This window comes from Agrococcus sp. Marseille-Q4369, assembly GCF_018308945.1.
In the GTDB taxonomy this organism is placed as follows: Bacteria; Actinomycetota; Actinomycetes; order Actinomycetales; family Microbacteriaceae; genus Agrococcus.
Window position 1 is genome coordinate 519400 of record NZ_CP070501.1, and the last position, 22741, is coordinate 542140.

General features: G+C 73.4%; 21 protein-coding genes and 1 pseudogene. 16 read left to right on the top strand and 6 right to left on the bottom strand.

Features of this window, described 5'->3' with window-relative positions; genetic code table 11:
* Window positions 1-74 precede the first annotated feature (74 nt).
* The 3 genes from JSQ78_RS02690 to JSQ78_RS02700 are packed head-to-tail and all read left to right on the top strand — an operon-like array spanning window position 75 to window position 3500.
* A complete protein-coding gene (locus JSQ78_RS02690) occupies window positions 75-1367 on the top strand; it encodes a M20/M25/M40 family metallo-hydrolase (RefSeq protein WP_211449203.1) in 1293 nt (430 codons plus the stop codon).
* 25 nt (window positions 1368-1392) lie between these two features.
* Complete coding sequence (locus tag JSQ78_RS02695) at window positions 1393-2226, top strand: undecaprenyl-diphosphate phosphatase (protein ID WP_208063100.1); 834 nt, start codon at window positions 1393-1395, stop codon at window positions 2224-2226.
* Window positions 2226-3500, top strand: a complete 1275-nt coding sequence (locus tag JSQ78_RS02700; RefSeq protein ID WP_211449205.1) for a cysteine--1-D-myo-inosityl 2-amino-2-deoxy-alpha-D-glucopyranoside ligase — start codon at window positions 2226-2228, stop codon at window positions 3498-3500. The genes JSQ78_RS02695 and JSQ78_RS02700 overlap by 1 nt, the downstream gene beginning before the upstream one ends.
* 3 nt (window positions 3501-3503) lie before the next feature.
* Here JSQ78_RS02700 and JSQ78_RS02705 read toward each other — a convergent pair whose 3' ends face one another.
* Window positions 3504-4439 (bottom strand): PAC2 family protein, encoded by a 936-nt coding sequence (locus JSQ78_RS02705; RefSeq protein ID WP_249295838.1) that lies wholly within the window; start codon window positions 4437-4439, stop codon window positions 3504-3506.
* Between the two features lie 57 nt (window positions 4440-4496).
* On the opposite strand from JSQ78_RS02705, the gene JSQ78_RS02710 reads away from it, so the two are divergent.
* From JSQ78_RS02710 to JSQ78_RS02755, 10 genes are read left to right on the top strand one after another with little or no spacing between them, the layout of a single operon-like run.
* Window positions 4497-5183: an HAD family hydrolase gene (locus tag JSQ78_RS02710; RefSeq protein WP_211449207.1), complete on the top strand. Its 687-nt coding sequence runs from the start codon at window positions 4497-4499 to the stop codon at window positions 5181-5183.
* A complete protein-coding gene (locus JSQ78_RS02715; protein WP_211450470.1) occupies window positions 5183-6184 on the top strand; it encodes a tRNA (adenine-N1)-methyltransferase in 1002 nt (333 codons plus the stop codon). The genes JSQ78_RS02710 and JSQ78_RS02715 overlap by 1 nt, the downstream gene beginning before the upstream one ends.
* A gap of 31 nt (window positions 6185-6215) precedes the next feature.
* Window positions 6216-7190, top strand: coding sequence for an FKBP-type peptidyl-prolyl cis-trans isomerase (locus JSQ78_RS02720; RefSeq protein ID WP_211449208.1), 975 nt, complete (start codon window positions 6216-6218; stop codon window positions 7188-7190).
* 13 nt (window positions 7191-7203) lie between these two features.
* Window positions 7204-8226, top strand: a complete 1023-nt coding sequence (locus tag JSQ78_RS02725; protein ID WP_211449210.1) for a helix-turn-helix transcriptional regulator — start codon at window positions 7204-7206, stop codon at window positions 8224-8226.
* Window positions 8223-9161, top strand: a complete 939-nt coding sequence (locus JSQ78_RS02730) for a helix-turn-helix transcriptional regulator (protein ID WP_211449212.1) — start codon at window positions 8223-8225, stop codon at window positions 9159-9161. The genes JSQ78_RS02725 and JSQ78_RS02730 overlap by 4 nt, the downstream gene beginning before the upstream one ends.
* 33 nt (window positions 9162-9194) lie before the next feature.
* Window positions 9195-9404 (top strand): twin-arginine translocase TatA/TatE family subunit, encoded by a 210-nt coding sequence (gene tatA, locus JSQ78_RS02735; RefSeq protein WP_021064842.1) that lies wholly within the window; start codon window positions 9195-9197, stop codon window positions 9402-9404.
* A gap of 3 nt (window positions 9405-9407) precedes the next feature.
* On the top strand, window positions 9408-10208 hold the full coding sequence (tatC, locus tag JSQ78_RS02740; protein ID WP_249295840.1) for a twin-arginine translocase subunit TatC: 801 nt from the start codon (window positions 9408-9410) through the stop codon (window positions 10206-10208).
* A gap of 29 nt (window positions 10209-10237) precedes the next feature.
* A complete protein-coding gene (locus tag JSQ78_RS02745) occupies window positions 10238-12619 on the top strand; it encodes a DEAD/DEAH box helicase (protein WP_211450472.1) in 2382 nt (793 codons plus the stop codon).
* Window positions 12616-14196 (top strand): apolipoprotein N-acyltransferase, encoded by a 1581-nt coding sequence (gene lnt / locus JSQ78_RS02750; RefSeq protein WP_211449213.1) that lies wholly within the window; start codon window positions 12616-12618, stop codon window positions 14194-14196. Before JSQ78_RS02745 ends, lnt begins: the two co-directional genes overlap by 4 nt.
* Window positions 14189-14917 (top strand): glycosyltransferase, encoded by a 729-nt coding sequence (locus JSQ78_RS02755; RefSeq protein WP_211449216.1) that lies wholly within the window; start codon window positions 14189-14191, stop codon window positions 14915-14917. The genes lnt and JSQ78_RS02755 overlap by 8 nt, the downstream gene beginning before the upstream one ends.
* Window positions 14918-14932: 15 nt before the next feature.
* Here the strand turns inward: JSQ78_RS02755 and JSQ78_RS02760 are convergent, their stop codons facing one another.
* The 3 genes and pseudogenes from JSQ78_RS02760 to JSQ78_RS02770 form a co-directional block, all read right to left on the bottom strand.
* A complete protein-coding gene (locus JSQ78_RS02760) occupies window positions 14933-15679 on the bottom strand; it encodes a glycerophosphodiester phosphodiesterase family protein (RefSeq protein WP_249295842.1) in 747 nt (248 codons plus the stop codon).
* 358 nt (window positions 15680-16037) lie between these two features.
* Window positions 16038-16955, bottom strand: a pseudogene (locus JSQ78_RS02765) (SPFH domain-containing protein); the annotation flags it as partial.
* 24 nt (window positions 16956-16979) lie between these two features.
* Window positions 16980-17438, bottom strand: a complete 459-nt coding sequence (locus JSQ78_RS02770; protein WP_021064840.1) for an NfeD family protein — start codon at window positions 17436-17438, stop codon at window positions 16980-16982.
* A 95-nt stretch (window positions 17439-17533) separates the two neighbouring features.
* Between JSQ78_RS02770 and JSQ78_RS02775 the strand changes: the two genes are divergently transcribed.
* The 3 genes from JSQ78_RS02775 to JSQ78_RS02785 are packed head-to-tail and all read left to right on the top strand — an operon-like array spanning window position 17534 to window position 20746.
* The gene (locus JSQ78_RS02775; protein WP_211449220.1) at window positions 17534-18355 is read left to right on the top strand and encodes an SDR family oxidoreductase; all 822 of its coding nucleotides are present in this window, start codon (window positions 17534-17536) and stop codon (window positions 18353-18355) included.
* Window positions 18355-20364 carry a S9 family peptidase gene (locus tag JSQ78_RS02780; protein WP_211449222.1) on the top strand — a complete coding sequence of 670 codons (2010 nt, stop codon included), beginning with the start codon at window positions 18355-18357 and terminating at the stop codon, window positions 20362-20364. Before JSQ78_RS02775 ends, JSQ78_RS02780 begins: the two co-directional genes overlap by 1 nt.
* 1 nt (window position 20365) lies before the next feature.
* Complete coding sequence (locus tag JSQ78_RS02785) at window positions 20366-20746, top strand: VOC family protein (RefSeq protein WP_249295846.1); 381 nt, start codon at window positions 20366-20368, stop codon at window positions 20744-20746.
* Window positions 20747-20765: 19 nt separating this feature from the next.
* Here the strand turns inward: JSQ78_RS02785 and JSQ78_RS02790 are convergent, their stop codons facing one another.
* Together JSQ78_RS02790 and JSQ78_RS02795 are read right to left on the bottom strand one after the other, a co-directional pair.
* Complete coding sequence (locus JSQ78_RS02790; RefSeq protein ID WP_211449224.1) at window positions 20766-21821, bottom strand: hypothetical protein; 1056 nt, start codon at window positions 21819-21821, stop codon at window positions 20766-20768.
* Window positions 21818-22732 carry a diacylglycerol/lipid kinase family protein gene (locus JSQ78_RS02795; protein WP_211449225.1) on the bottom strand — a complete coding sequence of 305 codons (915 nt, stop codon included), beginning with the start codon at window positions 22730-22732 and terminating at the stop codon, window positions 21818-21820. The genes JSQ78_RS02790 and JSQ78_RS02795 overlap by 4 nt, the downstream gene beginning before the upstream one ends.
* Window positions 22733-22741: the final 9 nt, after the last annotated feature.

The following is a 22741-nucleotide window of genomic DNA, read 5'->3' on the forward strand; positions in this document are numbered from 1 at the left end:
GACCCTCGCTCGACCACCGGGCGGCCGAGCCCGGCTCGCACGGCTTCGCATCCGCAGGCGGCTAGCCTTGAGCAGTGACCGATGGCCTCTCCCGCACCGTGCAGCTCGCCCGAGACCTCATCCGCATCGACACGCAGAACTGGGGCGGCGGTCGGTCCTCCGGTGAAGCGGATGCCGCGGCCTACGTGAGCGCGGTACTCGCGTCGATGGGCGTCGAGAGCGAGACCTTCGAGTCGGCGCCGGGCCGCGCGAGCGTCGTCGCGCGCATCGACGGCGAGGACCCGAGCCTCCCGCGGCTCGTCGTGCACGGCCACCTCGACGTCGTGCCCGCGGACGCGAGCGAGTGGAGCGTCGACCCCTTCGCCGGCGAGATCCGCGACGGCTTGCTGTGGGGCCGCGGCGCCGTCGACATGAAGCAGATGGACGCCATGATCCTCGCCGCGCTCGAGCGCATCCTCGCGAGCGGCGGGCGCCCGCGGCGCGGCCTGGTCGTCGCCTTCTTCGCCGACGAGGAGGCGGGCGGCGCCTACGGCGCCCAGTGGCTCGTGCGCAACCACCCGGAGCTCTTCGAGGGCGCGACGGAGGCGATCAGCGAGGTCGGCGGCTACTCGATCGAGGTCGGCGGCCGCCGCGCCTACCTCCTGCAGACGGGCGAGAAGGCGCTGCAGTGGATCCTGCTGCGCGCTCGCGGCACCGCCGCGCACGGCTCGCAGCACATGCGCGACAACGCGGTGACGAAGCTCGCCGCCGCGGTCGCCGCGGTCGGCGCGCACGAGTTCCCCGTCGAGCTCACCGCCACGACGCGCGAGCTCATCGCGCGCATCGCGGCGCTCCTCGGCGTGGACGACGACGATCCCGACGCGGTCGCCGAGCGCACCGGCACGGTCTCGCGCTTCCTGCGCTCGAGCCTCCGCCACACGGCGAACCCGACGATGCTCGAGGCCGGCTACAAGCACAACGTCATCCCCTCGGTCGCTGAGGCGCGCATCGACGTGCGCCCGCTGCCGGGCCGCGAGCGGGAGGCGATCGACGCCATCCGCGCGCTCGTGGGCGAGGACATCGAGCTCGAGCTCGTGCACGGCGACATCGGCATCGAGCATCCCTTCGGCGGCGGGCTCGTCGACGCGATGGCCGCCTCGCTCGGCCGCTTCGACCCCGAGGCGCCGGTGCTGCCGTACATGCTCTCGGGCGGCACCGACAACAAGTCGCTCGCCGAGCTCGGCATCGCCGGCTACGGCTTCGCGCCGCTGCGGCTCACGCCCGATCTCGACTTCGCCGCGATGTTCCACGGCGTCGACGAGCGGGTGCCGCTCGACGCCCTCGACTTCGGCACCGACGTGCTCGAAGACCTGCTGCTGACGTACTGACATCCCGCCTACCGACCAGGGGACCATGGACTGGCTGATCGCGATCGTGCTCGGGGCGCTGCAGGGCGCCACCGAGTTCCTGCCCATCTCGTCGAGCGCCCACTTGCGCATCGCGGGCGAGCTGCTGCCCGGCGCGGAGGATCCCGGCGCGACGTTCACCGCGATCACGCAGATCGGCACCGAGCTCGCGGTCGTCATCTTCTTCTGGCGCGACATCTCCCGCATCATCGCGAAGTGGTTCGGCTCCTTCCGCGGCACAGTCGCGAAGGACGACCCCGACGTCAAGATGGGCTGGCTCGTCATCATCGGCACGGTGCCGATCGTCATCGCGGGCGTGCTCTTCCAGGACCTCATCCGCGACCAGCTGCGCAGCCTCTGGATCACCGCGACCGTGCTCATCGTGTTCGGCGTCATCCTCGGCCTCGCCGACATGCTGGGCAAGCGCGTCAAGACGCTCGAGACGACGACCTACCGCGACGGCCTGCTCATCGGCGTCGCGCAGGTGCTCGCGCTCATCCCGGGCGTCTCGCGCTCGGGGGCGACGGTCACGATGGGCCGCGCGCTCGGCTACGAGCGTCCCGCCGCGGCGAAGTACGCGTTCTTCCTCGCGGTGCCGGCCGTCTTCGGCTCGGGCTTCTACGAGGCCTACCAGGCCTTCACCGAGCCGTCGTCGATCGGCCTCGGCTGGGGCCCGACGATCCTCGCGACCGCCGTCGCCTTCGTCGTCGGTCTCGCCGTCATCCGCTGGCTCATGGCGTGGATCTCGCGCCGCAGCTTCGCGCCGTTCGTGATCTACCGCATCGCCCTCGGCGGCGTGCTGCTCGTCGCCCTCTCGGCCGGCTGGATCGAGGCCCTCTGATGCGCTCCTGGCAGCGTCCCGCGGTGCCCTCGCTCGTCGAGCTCGGCCACGGCCCGGGGGAGCGCCCGAGCGTGCACGACGTCCGCCGCGACGGCCGGGCGCTCGTGCCCGCCGCGGCCGAGGGCGACCGGCCCACCGCATCCATGTACACGTGCGGCATCACGCCCTACGACGCGACGCACCTCGGGCACGCCTTCACGTACCTCGCCTTCGACACCCTCACGCGCGTGTGGCTCGACGCCGGGATCGAGGTGCGCACGGCGATGAACTCGACCGACGTCGACGACCCGCTGCTCGAGCGCGCGGCGCGCGACGGGGTCGACTGGCGCGAGCTGGCCGAGGCGCAGCAGCAGCTCTTCCGCGAGGACATGGCGGCGCTGCGCGTGCTGCCGCCCGACTCGTGGGTCGCCGTCACCGAGCGCATCGACCCGATCGCCGAGGCGGTGCAGCGGATGCTCGACACCGGCGACGCCTACACGCTCCCGGCCGATGGCGTCCCGGGCGTCGACGTGCTGTTCGACTCGAGCCGCTCGCGGCAGTTCCCCATGGGCGCGGGCAGCCGCACCGACGAGGCCGAGATGCTCGAGCTCACGCGCGAGTTCGGCGGCGACCCCGACCGGCCGGGCAAGCGCTCGCCGCTCGACCCGCTGCTGTGGCGCGCCGAGCGACCGGGGGAGCCCGCGTGGGACTCGCCGCTCGGCCGCGGCAGGCCCGGCTGGCACGTCGAGTGCACCGTCATCGCGATGGCAGAGCTCGGCGCGCCCTTCACGGTCGCGGCGGGCGGCCGCGACCTGCGCTTCCCGCACCAGGAGATGCAGGGCCACCACGCGCTCGCGCTCGGCGCCGACCTGTTCAGCGAGGTGCGCCTGGGCGCGGGCCTCGTCGCGTTCGAGGGCGAGAAGATGTCGAAGTCGCGGGGCAACCTCGTGCTCGTGTCGCGGCTGCGCGAGCAGGGCGCGCGGCCCGCCGCGATCCGGCTCGCGCTGCTCGACCACCACTGGCGCGCCGACTGGGAGTGGATGCCTGGCGAGCTCGAGGCCGCGGAGGCCCGGCTCGACCGGTGGCTCGAGTGGGCGGCGACGCCCGCCGACGACCCCTCGCGCGACGACAGCGTCGTGCCGTGGCTGCGCGTGACGCTGCAGGACGACCTCAACACGCCCGCGGCGCTGCAGGCGGTCGACGCCTTCGCGCTGCGCGCGCCCGCCGACGACGGCAGCCTCGCCGCGATCGACGCGCTGCTCGGGATCGACCTCCGCTCGGTCGAGCGGCGCTAGGCGTCAGACCGGCGGCGCGTCGTCCGGCCGGTCGCCGTCGCCCTGCGGGTCGGGCCGCGGTCGGCGGTTCTCGTCGCGCAGGAAGCGCTCGAACTCGTGCGCGATCGCCTCACCGGAGGCCTCGGGGCTCTCGACCGCGTCGCGCTGCTCCTCGAGCTTGCCGATGTAGGCGCGCATGTCGTCGTCGCGCTCGGTGATCTCGTCGATGCCGCGCTCCCACTCGCCCGACTGCTCGATGAGGTCGCCGAGCGGGATCGTGACGTCGATCATCTCCGAGAGCCGGTCGAGCAGCGCGATGACCGCCTTGGGCGCCGGTGCGTTGTGCACGTAGTGGGGCACGGATGCCCAGAGCGAGGCGGTCTGGATGCCGGCGTCCTGCGCGGCGAGGGAGAGCACCGTCATGATGCCCGTCGGCCCTTCGTACTCGCTCTGCAGCACGCCGAGGCGCGCTTGGAGCTCGCGGCTGTCGCTCGATACGGAGGTCGCGATCGGACGCGTGTGCGGCACGTCGGCGAGCATCGCGCCGACGAAGACGATCGCCTCGACCTCGCAGCCGCGGGCGATCTCGAGGAACTCCGCCGCGTAGGCGGCCCAGTTGCGGCTCGGCTCGGCGCCGACGAGCGCGAACACCTCGCCCTCGTTGCCGCTCGAGACGTCGAGGCCGGCGTCGGCGGCGAGCGCCTTCCGCGCCGAGGGCCGCGTCGGCGCGTAGGCGACGCTCGAGGGCCACTGCAGCGCGCGCGTGCCGTCGTCGAGCGTGCGCACGACCGGTCGGTGCATCGCGAAGTCGACGTACTCGTCGGGCTCGATCTCGTCGAAGGCCTCGAGCTCGCACGCCTCGACGAGCCGCCGCACCGCGGTGCTCGCCGCATCGCCTGCGTCGGTCCAGCCCTCGAAGGCGACGACCATGATGCGTCCCTCGATGGGTCCTCGTGCCACGCGCGGCACCTCCTCACGTCGGACGCCCACTCTATGCCGCCCGGCTAGGCTGGCGCGGTGACCCCACCCCCCTCGCGACCGATCGGTGCTGTGCTGTTCGACCTCGACGGGACCCTCGTCGACACCGAGCCCGCGTGGATGGCGGCCGAGTCGAGGCTCGCCCAGGAGCACGGCGTCGAGTGGACGGCCGCCGACGCGGAGGCGCTCGTCGGCTCCGACCTCTGGGACGGGGCTCGCTACTTCATCGAGCGCGGCGTGCCGATGGGGGAGCAGGAGATCGTCGACCGGCTCGTGGGCGAGGTGCTCGCGTGGATGGACGACGTCCTGCCCGCCCGACCGGGTGCCCTCGAGCTGCTGGGCGCGCTCCGCGACGAGCAGGTGCCCGTCGCGCTCGTGACGATGTCGACGCGCTCGATCGTCGACCGCGTCGAGGCGGCGTTCGCGCGCTCGCTCGGCGGCCCGCCGTTCGACGCCACCGTCGCGGGCGACGAGTGCGAGCGCGGCAAGCCCGACCCCGAGCCCTACCGCCTCGGGCTCGAGCTGCTCGGCGTCGCCGCCGAGGACGCCGTCGCGATCGAGGACTCGCGCACCGGCGCGGCGAGCGCCCTCGCTGCCGGTCTCGTCACGATCGGCGTGCCGCACGCGGTCGACCTGCACGGCGTGCCCGGGCTCGTGCACTGGCCCTCGCTCGCCGGGCGCACGCCCGCCGACCTCGCCGCCGCGATCGCCGAGGCCCGCGCGTGATGGGCAGGACCGGCCCCTTCCAGTGGGGCGACGTCGTGCAGCTGACCGGCCCGAAGCAGCGCCTCAACACGATCGTGCTCACCGAGGGCAAGCAGTTCCACACGCAGCACGGCGCGCTCGCGCACGAGTCCTTCATCGGGCTCGACGACGGCTCGCTCGTGCACGTCGGTGAGGCGCCGTACCTCGCGATCCGCCCCCTCCTGCACGACTACGTCATGTCGATGCCCCGCGGCGCCGCGATCATCTACCCGAAGGATGCGGCCCACATCCTCGGCTTCGCCGACATCCACCCCGACCTCACGGTCGTGGAGGCGGGCGTCGGCTCCGGCGCGCTCTCGCTCTGGCTGCTGCGCGCCCTCCACGGCACCGGCAGGCTCGTCTCGTTCGAGCGGCGCGAGGAGTTCCGCGAGGTCGCCGAGGCGAACGTCGCCGGCTTCTTCGGCGAGCGACCCGCGAACTGGGAGACGGTGCTCGGCGACCTCGCCGAGGAGCTGCCCGAGCACGTCGGCGACGGCGAGGCCGACCGCGTGCTGCTCGACATGCTCGCGCCGTGGGAGTGCGTCGACGCGACCGCTCGCGCCCTCCGCCCCGGCGGCCTCGTGCTCGCCTACGTCGCGACCGTGACGCAGCTCTCGCGCACCGTCGAGGCGATCCGTGCCGACGGCCGCTTCACGGCACCCGTCTCTTCCGAGACGCTCGTGCGCGGCTGGCACGTCGAGGGCCTCGCCGTGCGGCCCGACCACCGCATGGTCGCGCACACCGGCTTCCTGATGACGGCACGACGCGTCGCGGACGGCGTCGAGCTGCCCTCGTTCCGCCGCCGGGCTGCGAAGGCCGACTTCGCCGAGGCCGACATCGAGGCGTGGACGCCGGGCGCGCTCGGCGACCGCACGCCGAGCGACAAGCGGATGCGCCGCGCGGTCCGCGACGCGAAGCGCCAGGCCGAGGCGATCCTCGGCGACGGCGAGGCGGGGTCGGACGCCGCCCCGCCGCTAGACTGACGCCGATTCACAAACCTCGAAAGGCTTCGCCGTGCGCACTCGCCCCCTCTCGATCGCCGCGCTGCTCGTGGCAGCTGCCGGCCTCACCGCGTGCCAGGCGCCCGCCGGCGGCCTCGACGGCTGCGAGCCGCTGCTGCAGCCGGGCGCCGCGACCGGCGAGGTCTCGGTCGACACGTCGGGCGAGGCCCCGGAGGCGAGCTTCCAGGTGCCGCTCGTGACCGACGGCAACCAGGCGCAAGTACTCGGCGGCGAGGGCGAGCGCGCGGCCGACGGCGACACGGTCGACACGAACTACGTCGTGTACTCGGGCAAGACGGGCGAGCTCATCTCGAGCTCCTACGCCGCCGGCGCAGCCGGCGGGGCAGCCAACCCCCTGCGCGTGAGCGTCGGCGGCGAGTCGGTGCTCGCGCAGGCCGTCGACTGCGCCGCCCCGGGCGGTCACGTCGTGCTCACGACCACGATCGCCGAGCTCTTCGGCCCGGGCGCCGCGTCGGAGTCGATGGACATCGCGCCGGCCGACACCGCTGTCGTCGTGCTCGGCGTGAGCGACGTGCGGCCCGGCCGCGCCGAGGGCAACCCGCGCCCGGGCCAGCAGGGCATGCCCGCGATCGCGCTCGCGCCCAACGGCCAGCCGGGCGTCACCTTCCCCGGCTCGCCCGCACCGGCCGAGCTCACCGTCATGCAGAGCATCGAGGGCACCGGCCCCGAGGTCGCCGAGGGCGACACCGTGCTGCTGCACTACACGGGCATCATCTGGGAGACCGAGGAGGTCTTCGACTCGTCGTGGGAGAAGGGCACCCCCACCGAGATGACGATCTCCGACGCGAACCTCATCCCGGGCTTCGTCGACGCGGTCGTCGGTCAGCCGGTCGGCAGCCAGGTCGTCGTCTCGATCCCGCAGGAGCTCGGCTACGACGACCCGGCCACGCGGCCCGCGTCGATCGGCGAGGGCGAGCACCTGCTGTTCGTCATCGACATCCTCGACCGGGTCGACCCCGCCGAGTGAGGCTCGCGCGCTGATGGCGAGGATCGAGGCTGAGGAGCGGCAGTTCTCCCTGCTGCTCGCGCTCGTCGACGCGCGCGCCGGCTTCACGAAGCACGAGCTCTTCGAGCGCGTCGCCGGCTACCAGGGCCAGGCGCCCGGCGACGCGCTCGAGCGCATGTTCGAGCGCGACAAGGACGCGCTGCGCGAGCACGGCATCGTCATCGACGTGGTGCAGCCCCCGGGCGACGACAGCAACCAGCAGGCGCGCTACCGTGTGCTCGACGGCGTGCTCGGCGACCCCGCCGAGCTGCAGTTCGACGCCGACGAGCGCGAGCTGCTCGACCTCGCGCTGCGCGTGTGGCACGAGGGCGGGCTCACCGATGAGGCCCAGCGCGCGGCCCTCAAGCTGCGCGCCGATCCGGAGTTCCGGGGCGGGCTGCCGCTCGAGCGCACGCCCGGCCGCACCGAGGAGCCGGCGGTCGCCGAGCTGCTGCTGCCACGGCAGCGCCCGCGCGAGCGCGCGTTCCAGGCGCTCAAGCGCGCCGCCGACCGCGGCCGCGAGGTCGTCTTCGACTACCTCAAGCCCGGCGAGCGCGCGCCGCGCACGCGCACGGTGCAGCCGTGGGCGACCGTGCTGTTCCGCGGGCGCTGGATGCTCGTGGGCTTCGACCTCGGCGCCGAGGACTCGCGCACGTTCCTCATGCAGCGCATCGTGTCGCCCGTGAAGGACCGCGCTGCGCGCACGCCGTTCGAGGTGCCGGCGGATGCCGCGAGCGGAGCGCTCGCGAAGCTCGAGGAGATCTGGGCGGGCGCGTCGGTCGGCGTGCTCGCCGTGCCGGGCAGCGACGCCGACATCCGGCTCCGCCACCGGCGGGGCACGGTCGAGGAGGACGGGCTGCTCGTCGTGCACCACGCCGATCGGCACCTGCTCGCCGACGAGCTCGCGGCGTTCGGCGCCGACGTGCAGGTCGTCTGGCCCGAGGAGCAGCGCGCGCTCGTGCGGGCGCGGCTCGAGCGCGTGCGGGACGCGCACGCCGACCCGGGGGAGGACGCATGAGCGCGTCGCGCGTGGAGCGGGGGATCGGGCTGCTGCTCTCCCTCATCCAGTACGTCACCGCATCCGGCTCGGTCACCGTCGCCGAGGCGGCTGCGCACTTCGGCGTCGACGAGGAGCGAATCCGGGAGGCCGTGCGGCGCGTGTTCATGTCGGGCGTGCCTGACGGCGCGGGCGACTTCATCCGCTTCGACATCGACTTCGACGCCTTCGAGCAGCAGGACGTCATCTCGGTGACGATGCGGCCAGCCTTCGAGGACGAGACCGTGCGCCTCTCGCCCCGCGAGGCGAGCGCGCTCATCGCTGGGCTCTCACTCGTCGCCGGCTACACCGACGCGGCTCCCGAGCGCGTCGAGGCGCTGCAGGCGAAGCTGCGCGGTGCCGCCTCTCGCGGGGCCGACACCGTCGCCGTCGACCGCCTCGAGGTGCCGCGCGCCGCGCAGCTCGTGCGCGACGCCATCCGCGCGCGCACCGTGCTCTCGATCGACTACCGCAAGCCCGGCGAGGGCTCGCAGCAGCGCCGCGTCGCCCCCACGCGCCTCGAGCTGCGCGAGGGCCAGGTGTTCGTGCGCGGGTTCGACCTCGACCGCCAGGACGCGCGCACCTTCCGGCTCGACCGCGTCGAGTCGATCGAGGGCACCGAGCTGCCGTGGCCCGAGTCGATGCCCGCGCTCGAGCGCCCCGTCTCGGGCACGGCCCAGATCGTCGCGACGCGCGCGGCCGCGGCGCTGCTCGCCGACTACGCCACGAGCGAGCCCGTCTCGGTCGACGGCGACCGCGTACGGCTCGACATCGAGCTGTGGAGCGAGGCGAGCGTGCTGAGCGCGGTCGCGGCGTGCGGCGGCGACGCCGAGATCGTCGCGCCCGCGAGCCTGCGGCGGTCGATGCAGCGATTCGCTGCGGCAGCCCTGGGGGACGGGTCGGCGGCGGACCGGTAGGATAGAGGAGTCGGACGAGCGCGGAGGACGATCATGCCCGGTTTCTTCAACAATGCGGCATCGCATTGGTGGATCATCCTCATCATCGTCGTGCTCATCTTCGGCGCCTCGAAGCTCCCGGCGCTCGCGCGCAGCCTCGGCCAGTCGGTCAACATCCTGAAGAAGGAGGTCAAGGGCGACGGCACCGACGCACCCGCGTCCTCCGAAACCGACGACCAGGCCTCCAGCTCCGACCGGAAGTAGCGCATGGCCCGCAAGGGGCGCCAGTCGAACCCGGAGGCCACCATGCGCCTGGCCGGGCACCTGCGCGAGTTCAAGCGGCGCTTCCTCATCTCCGGCGTCGCCTTCGTCGTCGCCGCGATCGGCGGCTTCTTCCTCGCCGCGCCGCTCCTGCAGCTGCTGAGCGCGCCCCTCGACGACTTGCAGGCAGCCGGCCTGCCGGTCGAGCTCAACGTGACGAACATCACCCAGGCGCTCGACGTGCAGATGCGGATCGCGTTCTTCCTCGGCCTCATCCTCTCGAGCCCGATCTGGATCTGGCAGCTGCTCGCCTTCGTCGTCCCGGCGCTGCGCGGCATCGAGCGGCGCTACGTGCTCGGCTTCATCGCCGCGGCGGTGCCGCTCTTCATCGGCGGCTGCGCGACCGGCTGGTTCGTGCTGCCGCGCATCATCCGCCTCTTCGTCGGCTTCACGCCCGACGGCTTCACCGCGTTCCTCGGCGCATCCGACTACTGGGACTTCTCGCTCAAGCTCGTCTTCGCCGTCGGGGTCTCGTACGTGCTGCCGGTCATCGTCGTCTTCCTCAACCTCGCGGGCGTGCTGAGCGGCGCGGCGATCATCAAGGGCTGGCGCTGGGCCGTGCTCGCCGCGACCCTCTTCGGCGCCTTCGTCACCCCCGCCGGAGAGGTGCTCAGCATGTTCATCATCGCCGTGCCGATGGTCGTGCTGTACTTCGCCGCCGCGGGCATCGCGCTCCTCGTCGACCGCCGGCGAGCGAAGCGCGAGTCCGCGCTCGCGGCGACCGGGGCGAGCGGAGCAGCCGCGTGAGCGCCGCGACCGAGGCGTTCGCGCGCGCGATGCCGTTCGGGCTCGACCCGTTCCAGCGCGAGGCGTGCGAGGCGATCGAAGCCGGCTCGAGCGTGCTCGTCGCCGCCCCGACCGGCGCGGGCAAGACCGTCGTCGCCGAGTTCGCCATCCGCATCACGATGGAGGCGCCCACGGGCCGCGTCTTCTACACGACGCCGATGAAGGCGCTGTCGAACCAGAAGCACCGCGAGCTCACCGAGGTCTACGGGCACGCATCCGTCGGTCTCCTCACCGGCGACACGTCGATCAACGGCGACGCCCGCATCGTCGTCATGACGACCGAGGTGCTGCGCAACATGCTCTACGAGGGCCGGAACCTCTCGGAGCTCGAGTACGTCGTGATGGATGAGGTGCACTACCTCGCGGACCGGTTCCGCGGGCCCGTGTGGGAAGAGGTCATCATCCACCTGCCGCGGCACGTGCGGCTCGTCTCGCTCTCGGCGACGGTCTCGAACGCCGAGGAGTTCGGCGCGTGGCTCGACGCCGTGCGGGGCGACACGCGCGTGATCGTGAGCGAGCACCGACCCGTGCCGCTCGACGCGCACGTGCACATCCGCGGCCGCCTCGTCGACCTCTTCGACTCGAAGGCGGGCGAGGAGACGCACCGGCCCGGCCGCGAGCTCGTCGAGCTCGCGCGCGGCACCGACCTCGCCGACTCCGCCGCGCACGGGCACCGGGATCGTGGCGGCCACAACCGCTACCGCTCGCGCCGCCCGCCGAAGGGCGGCCAGCGGCCACCGCGGGGCGGCGGCTTCCCCGCGCGCGTCGACCGGGTCGCGCTCATCGCGATGCTCGACGACCGCGAGATGCTGCCGGCGATCGACTTCATCTTCTCGAGGGCCGGCTGCGACGCGGCGGTGCAGCAGGTCGTCTCCGGCGGCGTGCGGCTCACGACGCCGGAGGACCGCGCCGAGATCCGCGCGATCGTCGACGAGCGCACCCGCTTGCTCGACGACGCCGACCTCGCGGTGCTCGGCTACTGGGACTGGCTCGACGGGCTCGAGCGCGGCGTCGCGGCGCACCACGCCGGCCTGCTGCCGGTCTTCAAGGAGGTCGTGGAAGAGCTCTTCCGCGCGCGCTTGCTCAAGGTCGTCTTCGCGACCGAGACGCTCGCGCTCGGCATCAACATGCCCGCGCGCACCGTCGTGCTCGAGCAGCTCGAGAAGTTCAACGGCGAGGCGCGCGTGCGCATCACGCCGGGGGAGTACACGCAGCTCACCGGCCGCGCCGGCCGCCGCGGCATCGACACCGAGGGCCACGCGGTCGTCATCTGGAACGGCAAGCTGCAGCCGGTCGAGGTCGCCTCGCTCGCCTCCCGCCGCACCTACCCGCTGCACTCGAGCTTCCGGCCGACCTACAACATGGCCGTCAACCTCGTCGACCGGCTCGGCGTCGCCGGCACGCGCGAGGTGCTCGAGACCTCGTTCGCGCAGTTCCAGGCGGATCGCTCGGTCGTGCAGCTCGCGCGCCGGGTCGTCGACCAGCGCGCGAGCCTCGCGGGCTACGAGGAGTCGATGCGGTGCCACCTCGGCGACTTCTCGGAGTACGCGGCGCTGCGGCGCGAGGTGAGCGACCTCGAGCGCGACGCCGCGCGCGCCGGGTTGAGCCACGGCGAGCACGAGCGGCTGCAGCGGCAGCTGCAGGGCGTGCGGCGGCGCTTGCGCGCGCACCCGTGCCACGCGTGCCCCGAGCGCGAGCAGCACGCGCGCTGGGGCGAGCGCTACTGGCGGCTGCGCCGCGACATCGAGAAGGCCGAGCGGCAGATCGATCGCCGCACCGGCCAGATCGCGCAGGCCTTCGATCGCATCACCGAGATCCTCCGCGAGCTCGGCTACATCGAGCACACCGACGACGGCGAGCGCGTCACGCAAGCCGGCGAGGTGCTGCGCCGCATCTACGGGGAGCGCGACCTGCTGACGGCGGAGAGCCTGCGTCGCGGGCTGTGGTCGCAGCTCGACGCGCCGGCGCTCGCGGCGATGGCGAGCGCGCTCGTCTTCGAGGGCCGCCGCGACGAGGGCATGCTGCCCGAGCGGATGCTGCCGAAGGGCCCGTTCGTCGAGGCGCTCGACGCGACGCAGCGGCTCTGGGCGCAGCTCGACGACCTCGAGCAGTCGCACCGGCTGCCCGGTTCGGACCCGCTGCAGACGGGCCTGACGCTCGCGATGCACCGCTGGGCGCGCGGCTACCCGCTCGAGGGCGTGCTGCGCGACACCGAGCTCGCCGCGGGCGACTTCGTGCGCTGGACGAAGCAGACGATCGACGTGCTCGAGCAGCTCGCGCACGTCGCGCCGAAGCGCTTGCGCCGCACGGCCGACGAGGCGGTCGAGCGGATCCGCCGCGGTGTCGTCGAGGCGTCGGGGTCGGCGCTGTGACCGCGACGAGGGCGGCGACCGCGGCCGCGCGCCGCTCACGCTCGCGCGCTCCGCTCCCGCTCGCCTACGCGTGGGCGGCCGCGATCGGAGCCGGCGCGATCATGCCCTTCGCCTTCCAGCCGTTCGGCTGGTGGCCGCTCGTCGTGCCGGCCGTCGGCCTCGCGATCGTCGCCCTGCGCGGTCGGTCGCTCGGCGCCGCCTTCGGTCTCGGCTTCACGACCGGCGCGATCTTCTTCCTGCTCCACATCCAGTGGATCACCGTCTATCTGGGCCTCGTGCCGCTCGTGGCGCTCACGGCGTGGATGGCGGCGTGGTGGGGGCTCGGCGGCATCGCGCTCGCGCTCGCGTGGCGATGGGGCGAGCCGCGCATGCAGGGGCCGCTCGGCGCGTTCGCCGCCATGCCGCTGGTGCTCGGCGCCGTCTGGACGGCGCGCGAGTCGCTCTCGTCGAGCGTGCCGTGGGGCGGCTTCGCCTGGGGCAGGCTCGCGCACTCGCAGGCCGCGAGCCCGCTCGCCGACACGACGAGCTGGGTGGGCTTCTCAGGCCTCACGTTCCTCATCGCCGCGGCGTCGGCGCTGCTCGTGCAGCTCGTGCTGCACCACCGCACGATCCTCCGCCGACGGCTCACGATCGCCGCCGCCGCGCTCATCCTGCTCGTCGCGATCCCGGGCTTCCCCGTCGAGGCGACCGGGAGCATCCGCGTCGGTGCCGTGCAGGGCGACAGCGAGGCGGGGCTGCTCGCCCCGCGCGTGCCCGGTCAGATCCTCGAGCAGCACCTCGACGCGACGCGCGGGCTCGAGGGCGAGCAGCTCGACCTGCTCGTCTGGCCCGAGAACGCCGCAGAGTGGTACGCCGATGAGACGCCCGCGACCATGGCGGCCCTCGACCGCGTGACCGAGCGCTTCGACGCGCCGCTCGTGACCGGCACGATCACGCGCGACGGCGACGACACCTACAACGCGCTCATCCAGGTCGAGCCCGGTCGGGGCGCGGTCGCCGAGTACCGCAAGCGCCACCCCGTGCCCTTCGCGGAGTACCTGCCGGCGCGGGGATTCTTCGAGCCCATCCTCGAGGCGCTCGGCTTCCTGCAGTACATCCCGCGCGACTACTCGATCGACCCGTCGAGCCCGAACGCCTTCGACGTCGCGGGCACGACCGCGGGCCTCGCGATCTGCTTCGACATCATCGACGACCACCTCGCGCGCGAGATGGTGCTCGAGCACGGTGCAGAGATCATCCTCGCGCCGACGAACAACGCCGACTTCGGCGAGGGCTCGGCCGAGAACGTGCAGCAGCTCGCGATCGCGCAGCTGCGCGCGGTCGAGGCGGGTCGCGCGCTCGTCAACATCTCGACGGTGGGCACGAGCGCGATGATCGGCCCCGACGGCGCCGAGATCGACCGGCTGCGGCAGTACGAGCCCGGCACGATGCTCGAGGAGCTGCCGCTGTCGACGACCGTCACCCCGGGCATCCGTCTGGGAGCATGGATCGACCTCGCGCTCATCATCGGCGCCGGGCTCGCGCTCGTGGGCCTCGGGGTCGCGAACCGGACAGCAGCGAGGAGGCCGCATGCCTGACGTCATGATCGTCGTGCCGACCTACAACGAGATCGACGGCCTCGAGCGCACCGTCGGCCGCTTGCGGCAATCGGTGCCGCACGCCGAGCTCGTCATCGTCGACGACGGCAGCCCCGACGGCACCGGCGAGCTCGCCGACAGCCTCTCGAAGCGCGACGCCGGCACGATGGTCGTGCACCGCACCGAGCGCGGCTACCGCTCCGCGGTGATCGAGGGGATGCGCTTCGCGATGTCGCGCGGAGCCACGCGAGTCGTCATCACCGACGCCGACGGCTCCTACGACGCCGACGACCTGCCCGCGCTCCTCGGGGTGTCGGCCGATGGGGTCGACCTCGTGATCGGCTCCCGGTTCGTCGAGGGCAGCGACGTGCGCAACATGGGGATGCGCCGCCGGCTCGCCGCGCGCATCGGCAACGTCTACGCGCGCAGCATGCTGCAGACCGGCGTGCAGGACCTCACGAGCTCGCTGCGCGTGTACCGCACCCGGATCCTCGAGAAGATCGACCTCGACGCGATCCAGGTCGACGCCTACGCGTTCCAGGTCGCGATGGCGGTGCGCGTCGCGCAAGCGGGGGGCACGATCGCCGAGGTGCCGATCCACTTCATCGAGCGCGCGACCGGCAGCTCGAAGATGCGGCTCGGCGACGAGCTCGGCACCGTCGGCGCGGTCACGAAGTGGTCGCTCTCGGGCGTCCGGGCGCTGCCGAAGCCGCCGCGCTGACGCCCGAGCGCCCGATCAGCGGGGGAGGAGCGGCAGCGCGAGGTCGCAGCGGTCGGTGACGATGCCGTCGACGCCGAGCTCGAGCAGCTCCCGCATCTCGGCCTCGTCGTTGATCGTCCACACGTGCACCTCGACGCCCGCGGCCTGGAAGGCGCGCACGCTGCGCGCGGTGACGATCTCGACGCCGCGATGCCGCCGCGGCACCTGCAGGGCGACGACGGGGGCGAGGATCCGGCGCAGCCGCCCCGCGAGCCCGAGCCGCTGCGCGACGATCGCCTTCGCGACCATCGACTGCGCCGCGCTCGTCGCGACGCCCGGCACGAGCTCCGCCGCCTGGCGGCGCCGGCGCTCCGAGAACGAGGTGAGCAGCACGCGGTCGGTCGCCTTGGCCTCGACGACCGCGCGCACCGCGGGGACGACCGACGCATCCGTCTTCAAGTCGATGTTCCAGCGCGCATCCGGCAGCGCGAGCAGGGCCTCGCGCAGCCCCGGCACGTGCTCGCCCTGGCCGAGGTCGATGCGCTGCAGGTCCCGGAACAGCGTCTGCTCGATCTCGACGTCGCGCCCGGCGACGCGGTCGAGCGAGGGGTCGTGCGCGATCACGGCGACGCCGTCGGCCGTCGCATGCACATCCGTCTCGAGGAACCGCGCCCCCGCGTCGACCGCGGCGATGAACGCCGACATCGTGTTCTCGGGCGCCTCGAGCGCGAGGCCGCGGTGCGCGAGCACGCGCGGCGGTCGCGGGTCGAGGTAGCCGCTCACGGGTGTCGGCGCGTCACGCCTGCGGTGCCCTGCCGTCGTTCGCGTCGTCGACGCCGCTCTGGGCACCGGGCTCCGCATCCGGCACCTCGTTGGCCGCCTGGCGGGCGGCCTCGACCGCCTCGCTGTAGTCGGTGCTCGGCGTCTCGTCGGCGAGCGACGTCGACGAGGAGACGGTGTCGGTCGAGCCGGCGCCCTGCGGGTCGATGCCGCTCGCCTGCAGCGTCTCGGCGATCGAGGGGACCTCGACGTCGCTCACGGAGTCGGCCTGGAAGGTCTCGTCGAGGATCGACGGCTCGGCGGTCTCGCCGTCGTGCTTCGACGGGCCCTTCTGGAACGGCACCTGCGCGCGCCCCTCGAAGAATCCGCGCCCGACGCCCTGCAGCGCATCCGTCAGCTCCGACGGGATGATCCAGAGCTTGTTCGCGTCGCCCTCGGCGAGCTTCGGGAGCGTCTGGAGGTACTGGTAGGCGAGCAGCTTGTCGTCGGCGTCGCCCTCGTGGATGGCGGCGAAGACGCGCTCGATCGCCTCGGACTCACCCTTCGCGAGCAGCACCTGTGCCTCGGCGTCACCCTTGGCGCGCAGCACCTGGGCCTTCGCCTGGCCCTCGGCGCGCAGGATCTCGGACTGGCGGAGGCCCTCGGCCTCGAGGATCTGCGACTGCTTCGAGCCCTCGGCGGTGAGGATCGCGGCGCGGCGGTCGCGCTCGGCGCGCATCTGCTTCTCCATCGAGTCCTGGATCGAGTGGGGCGGGTCGATCGCCTTGAGCTCGACGCGGCCGACGCGCAGGCCCCACTTGCCGGTCGCCTGGTCGAGCACGTTGCGCAGCTGGCCGTTGATCGTGTCGCGGCTCGTGAGCGCCTCCTCGAGGTTCATGCCGCCGACGACGTTGCGGAGCGTCGTGGTCGTGAGCTGCTCGACCGCCGAGAGGTAATCGGCGATCTCGTAGGTCGCGGCGCGCGCGTCGGTCACCTGGAAGTAGACGACGGTGTCGATCGAGACGACCAGGTTGTCCTCGGTGATCACGGGCTGCGGCGGGAAGGAGCGGACCTGCTCGCGCATGTCGACCGAGTACGACACCCGGTCGATGAACGGCACGAGGAAGTTGAGGCCCGGCTGCAGCACGCGGTGGAAGCGGCCGAGCCGCTCGACCACGCCCGTGAAGCCCTGCTTGATGATGCGGATCGACCGGAAGAGCGTGACGAGCACGAACAGGACGATGAGCGCGACGAGCACGAGCAGGAAGGCGTTGAGGATGAATCCACCGTCGATCGGCATGGGGGCTCCTTGGTTGTCGGGCGGTTATCGCTGGGCGGGGACGATGATGGCGGTCGCCCCCTCGATGGCGGTGACGACGATGCGCTCGCCGACGTCGGGATCCCGCGGCTGCACCGCGGGGGAGAGGCGCGCGGTCCACACGTCGCCGTTCGAGAGCGTGACCTCGCCGGCGCCGCGCACGAACGTGCGCGTGACCTCGCCGGCCATGCCCAGGAGGGCGTCGACGCCCTGCAGGTTGAGCTCGCCCGACTCGTGCAGGCGCTGCAGCAGCTTGGGCCGCACGAGCAGCAGCAGCAGCAGCGCCGCGGCGGCGGCGATGAGCACCTGCGCCCAGACGGGCAGCCCGGTGATGCTCGAGACGAGGCCCCCGATCGAGGCCATGCCGATCATGAGGAACGTGAACTCGAGCGTGACCATCTCGATGATGAAGCAGATGAGCGCGACGACGAGCCACACGATCCACGCGTACTGGGCAAGGTCCACGCGCCCAGCATATTGAGCGGGCGCTGGAACCGCTCGAGGCGCGCACGAGCGGAACGGAGCGCCCAGTAGTGTCGACTCGAACGAAGGAGATCCCTGTGCCGAATGCCGACGCGACGAATCCCGATCCCGCCGGAGAGGAGACCGCGCCGCTCGCGCCGGGCTCGCTCACCGGCCGCACGGCCCTCGTCACCGGATCGAGCCGCGGCATCGGCGCCTCGACCGTCCAGCTGCTCGCCGCCGCGGGTGCCGACGTCGTCGTGAACTACCGCGCGAAGGCGCCGCGCGCCGAGAAGGTCGCCGCCGCAGCCGAGGCGCACGGCGTCCAGGCGCTCGTCGTGCAGGCAGACCTCACCGACCCCGAGGGCGTCGCATCGATGTTCGAGGCCGCGCGCGAGCGCTTCGGGGGCCTCGACATCCTCGTCATGAACGCATCCGGGGGCATGGAGAGCGGCATGGGCGAGGACTACGCCATGCGGCTCAACCGCGACGCGCAGGTCGGCCTGCTCGAGGCGGCGCTCCCGGTGCTGCGCGACGGGGCCCGAGTGGTGTTCGTCACGAGCCACCAGGCGCACTTCATCCGCACGACCCCGACGATGCCCGAGTACGAGCCCGTCGCCCGCTCGAAGCGAGCGGGGGAGGACGCGCTGCGCGAGCGGATCCCGTCGCTCGCCGAGCGCGGCATCGAGCTCGTCGTCGTCTCGGGCGACATGATCGAGGGCACGATCACCGCGACGCTCCTCGAGCGCGCGAACCCCGGCGCGATCGCGAGCCGGCGCGAGGAGGCCGGTCGCCTCTACGACGTCGACGAGTTCGCGCGGGAGGTCGCGCTCGCCGCGGTCGAGCCCGTGCCCGCCGACAGCACGAGGCTCGTCGGCGACGTCTCCGGCTTCGGCGACGCCGAGGGGGTGCGGGGCTGATGCGCGCCGAGGACATCGAGCACCTCGTCTCGCTCTCGCGCCCGGCGGTGCACCCGAGCGGCGAGTGGGCGATCGTCGCCGCGAGCCGGCCGAGCGTGCGCGCGAACCGCAACGTCGGGCAGCTCTGGCGCGTCTCGCTCGCCGACGGCGCGCGGCGCCGACTCACGGTCGGCGTCGCCGACCGCGAGCCGCAGCTGACGCCGGACGGCGCGACCGTGCTCTTCCTCCGCGATGACGCCAAGGACAAGCCGCAGGTCTGGGCGATGCGCGCGGACGGCGGCGAGCCCGTGCAGGCGACCGCGCAGCCGGGCGGCGTGCGCGAGTTCGCGGTCTCGCCGGACGGCGGCCGCATCGCCTTCACCGCGACGGTCGTCGAGCCCGGCCGCTATGGGAGCGTCGAGGGACTCGGCGCAGCGCAGGAGTCGCCGCGCCTCATCACGCGCAACCGCAACCTCGCGAACGGCGTCGGGAGCCTCGTCGGCCGCCGCTCGCACGTCTTCGTCGCCGCGCTGCCCGACCTCGATGGCGAGCCGCGCTACGACCGGGCCCCGCACCCGCACGACACGGCCGAGACGCACGACGACGTCCCGTTCGCGCCCGACGCGACCCAGCTGAGCCACGGCGACTTCGACCACTCGGCGCCGGTGTTCTCCGTCGACGGCGAGCGCGTGCTGTGCGTGACCACGCGGCACGACTCGCGCGACGACGACCTCGTGAACGCCATCGTGGAGTTCGACGCCGCGACCGCGCACGGCGAGCCCCACACGATCCTCTCCTCGCGCGCCGGGCTCTCGGTCGGCGAGGTGCGCCCGACGCCCGACGGCGGCTTCGTGCTGCTCGCGCAGCACATGGGCGAGAGCGGTCGCGACTTCGTCGCCCGCAGCACGCAGCTGTTCGTGCTCGAGCACCCGGGCGCGCACCCCGAGGAGGTGACCGACGGCGAGTCGGTCGACCTCGGCGAGCAGGGCAGCCACGCGACGGTCGTCCACGACGGCGTCCTCGTGCAGGAGCGCACGCGCGGCCGCAACCGGCTCGTGCACGTCACGGGCGGCGGCTCGCGCGAGCTCATCGGCGGCGACCTCGAGGTCGTCGGCCACGGCGTCGGCGACGGCGTCACCGTCGCGACCGTCGTGACGCCGACGTCGGCCGGCGAGGTCGCCGTGCTCGACGAGCACGGCGTGCGCGTCATCACCGACTTCGGCGCGCGGCTCGCCGAGGCGGGCGTCGTGCTGCCGACCGAGCACGACATCACCGGCCGCGACGGCCGCCCGGTGCACGGCTGGGTCTGGGTGCCGGAGGGCGAGGGACCGCATCCCGTGCTCCTCAACATCCACGGCGGGCCCTTCGCGCAGTACGGCGTCGGCGTCTTCGACGAGGCGCAGGTCGCGGTCGCCGCGGGCTACGCCGTCGTGCAGTGCAACCCGCGCGGCTCGGCCGGCTACGGCCGCGAGCACGGCGTCGCGATCAAGCAGGCGATGGGCACCGTCGACCTGACCGACGTGCTCGACTTCCTCGACGGCGCGCTCGACGCGCACCCCGAGCTCGACCGCGAGCGCCTCGGCATCATGGGCGGCTCGTACGGCGGCTACCTCACGGCGTGGACGATCGCGCACGACCACCGCTTCGCGGCGGCGATCGTCGAGCGGGGCTTCCTCGACCCCGAGTCGTTCATGGGCACGAGCGACATCGGCTGGTTCTTCGGCGGCGAGTACACCGGCACCGATCCGGATGCGATGCGTGCGCAGAGCCCGATGGCGCGCGTCGGCGACGTGCGCACCCCGACGCTCGTGGTCCACTCCGAGCAGGACTGGCGCTGCCCGCCCGAGCAGGCGCAGCGGTACTGGGCCGCGCTCAAGCGGCAGGGCGTCGAGACGGCGCTGCTGCTCTTCCCGGGCGAGAACCACGAGCTCACCCGCTCGGGCCAGCCGCGCCACCGCATCGAGCGCTTCGAGCACGTGCTGCGCTGGTGGGGCAAGCACCTGCCCACGGCCGAGAACCACGGCGGCTGACGTGATCGGCGACAGCCCGCTCGTGCAGGTGGCGCAGCGCGCCGTCGACCTCGAGCGGGCTGCCGCGTTCTACGCCGACCTGCTCGGCGTGCCCGTCGCGGCGACCTTCGAGCCGCCAGGCCTCGCGTTCCTCGTGCTCGGCGACTCGCGGCTGCTGCTCGAGCGCGGTGCGCCCTCGGCGCTGCTCTACTTCGCCGTCGACGACCTCGACGAGCGGGTGGAGCGCCTCCGCGCATCCGGGGTCGGCATCGTGAGCGAGCCGCACACGATCTTCGAGCACGACGACGACGCCCTCGGGCCGGCCGGCACGGTCGAGCGGATGGCGTTCGTGCTCGACAGCGAGGGCAACACGGTCGCGCTCGTCGAGCACGGCGCGGGCTGAGCGCTCAGATGGTCAGCGCTCAGGTCATCGGCGCGCCGTCGGCGGCGACGGCGAGCAGCACCCGGTCGCGCGAGGGCGCGTCGAGCAGCCCGAGGTCGTGCGCCATGCGCGCGGCCTCGTCGTAGCCGCGGAAGAAGCGGATCCCGGCGGCCTCGAGCTCGGCGCGCGCCTCGCCCTCGACCGGCACGACCTCGTGGATGAGCACCGCGACCCCGTGCACCCCGCCGAGCCGCAGCATCTCGGCCCCCACCTGCGGATCGGCCTGGCCGCTGTCGCCGATGAACATGAAGCGGCACTCGGGGAAGAGCGCGCGCTCGCGCACGAAGTTCTGCAGCTTGCGGGCCTGGATCGACTGCTTCGTGAACAGGTTGAGGAACGAGCCGCCGAGCACGGTGTGCGGCGGGAGGCCGAGGCCAGAGAGCCCGTTCCGCGTGTACTGCTCGATGAGCCCGCGGGGGCCCTCCGGTCGAGCCGTGACGAACGTGAGATCGCCCGGCCGCGAGGGCTGCGAGGCGTGGCCCTCGTCGAGCTCGATGAGCAGCTCGACGACGCCGGGGTAGACCGAGCCGCGCGGGAAGCGGGTCTCGTGCAGCATCGCGCGCACCGTGTCGTCGATGTCGCACAGGATGCGCAGGTCGGGCACGGGCGAGTCGGCGGCCTCGGCCGCGATGTGCGCGAGCACCGCCTCGCGATCGGCGGGCGTGAGCCGCTCGAAGACGACGTGCTCGAGGTCGTGCCGGTCGCCCGTCGAGTTGAGCAGGTACTTCATGTCCCGGAACGGCCCGCCCGTGAGCGAGAGGAGGCACGAGCGGATGCCGTGGGAGATGACCGCGCTCGGCGCGAGCTCGCGCAGCGCGTGCACGACCCGCGCGCGCATCTTCGGGCTCAGCTCGGTCACGCGCTCGACGCACAGGAGCTCGACGAGCTGCCGGCGCTCGGCGCGGCGGAACAGGCCGGTGATGCGGTTGCCGGCGATCGCCGCGACGGTGCGCTCGAGGTCGATCTGGGCGAGCATGGGCTCGAGCCGTCCTGCGGGAGCGCTGCGGAGCCGAGCGAGAGCCTGGTCGGGAGTCACGCCCTCGATCCTGGCATCCGCACGCTGAGCGCGGCGCGGTCGATGCGCGCGTCGAGCCGATCGACGGGCTTCGCCGCGTCGCCGTCGATCTGCACCGGCAGCGGAGCGTCGACCGCACCGAGCGTCACGCGCTCGACGGTGCGGTGGCGCAGCACGCCCTCGGCGCGCGCGATGCCGGCGCCGGCGGCCGCGATGCGCCCCCAGTGCGCGAGATGGCGAGGGCTCACGGTCGCGACGTGGAGCGAGCCGTCGTCGAGCCGCGTGCCCGGCAGCACCGAGAGGCCGGCGGGGATGCGCGCCGCGTTGTGCACGAGCACGCTCCACGCGCGCGTCGACTCGATCGCGCCGCCGTCGAAGCGCCCGCGCACGGCGAAGCTCGGGCGGCCGAGCCTGCCGAGGCCGGCCGCGATGTAGGAGGCCCAGCCGAGCCGCCGCTTCGCGAGCAGCGATGCCGCCTCGACGGCGAGCGCGTCGTGACCGACGCCGACGACGACGAGGAACGGCCGCTCCTCCTCGCGCACGCCGGACCGGCTCAGCACCACGCGACCGAGGTCGACGTCCGACGCCGCGCCTGAGACGGCCGCTCGCGCCGCGGCCGCGACGTCGCGCAGCGGCAGGTCGAGGTTCCGGGCGAAGAGGTTGGCGGTGCCGGCGGGCACGATGCCGAGCGGCACGCCCGTGCGGGCGAGCACGGCCGCGACCTCGCGAACGGTCCCGTCCCCGCCGACCGCGACCACCGCATCCGCCCCCGCCCGCAGCGCCTCGAGCGTCTGCGGGCCGCCGGGCGCGTCCTGCTCGGTCGGCAGCACTCGCGCATCGGCGCCCGAGCGTGCCGCTTCGCGCAGCACCGCGTCGACGCCGCGCGCGAAGCCGCGGGCGGTCGGGTTGCCGATCACGGCGATGGCGGGCACGGCGTCAGG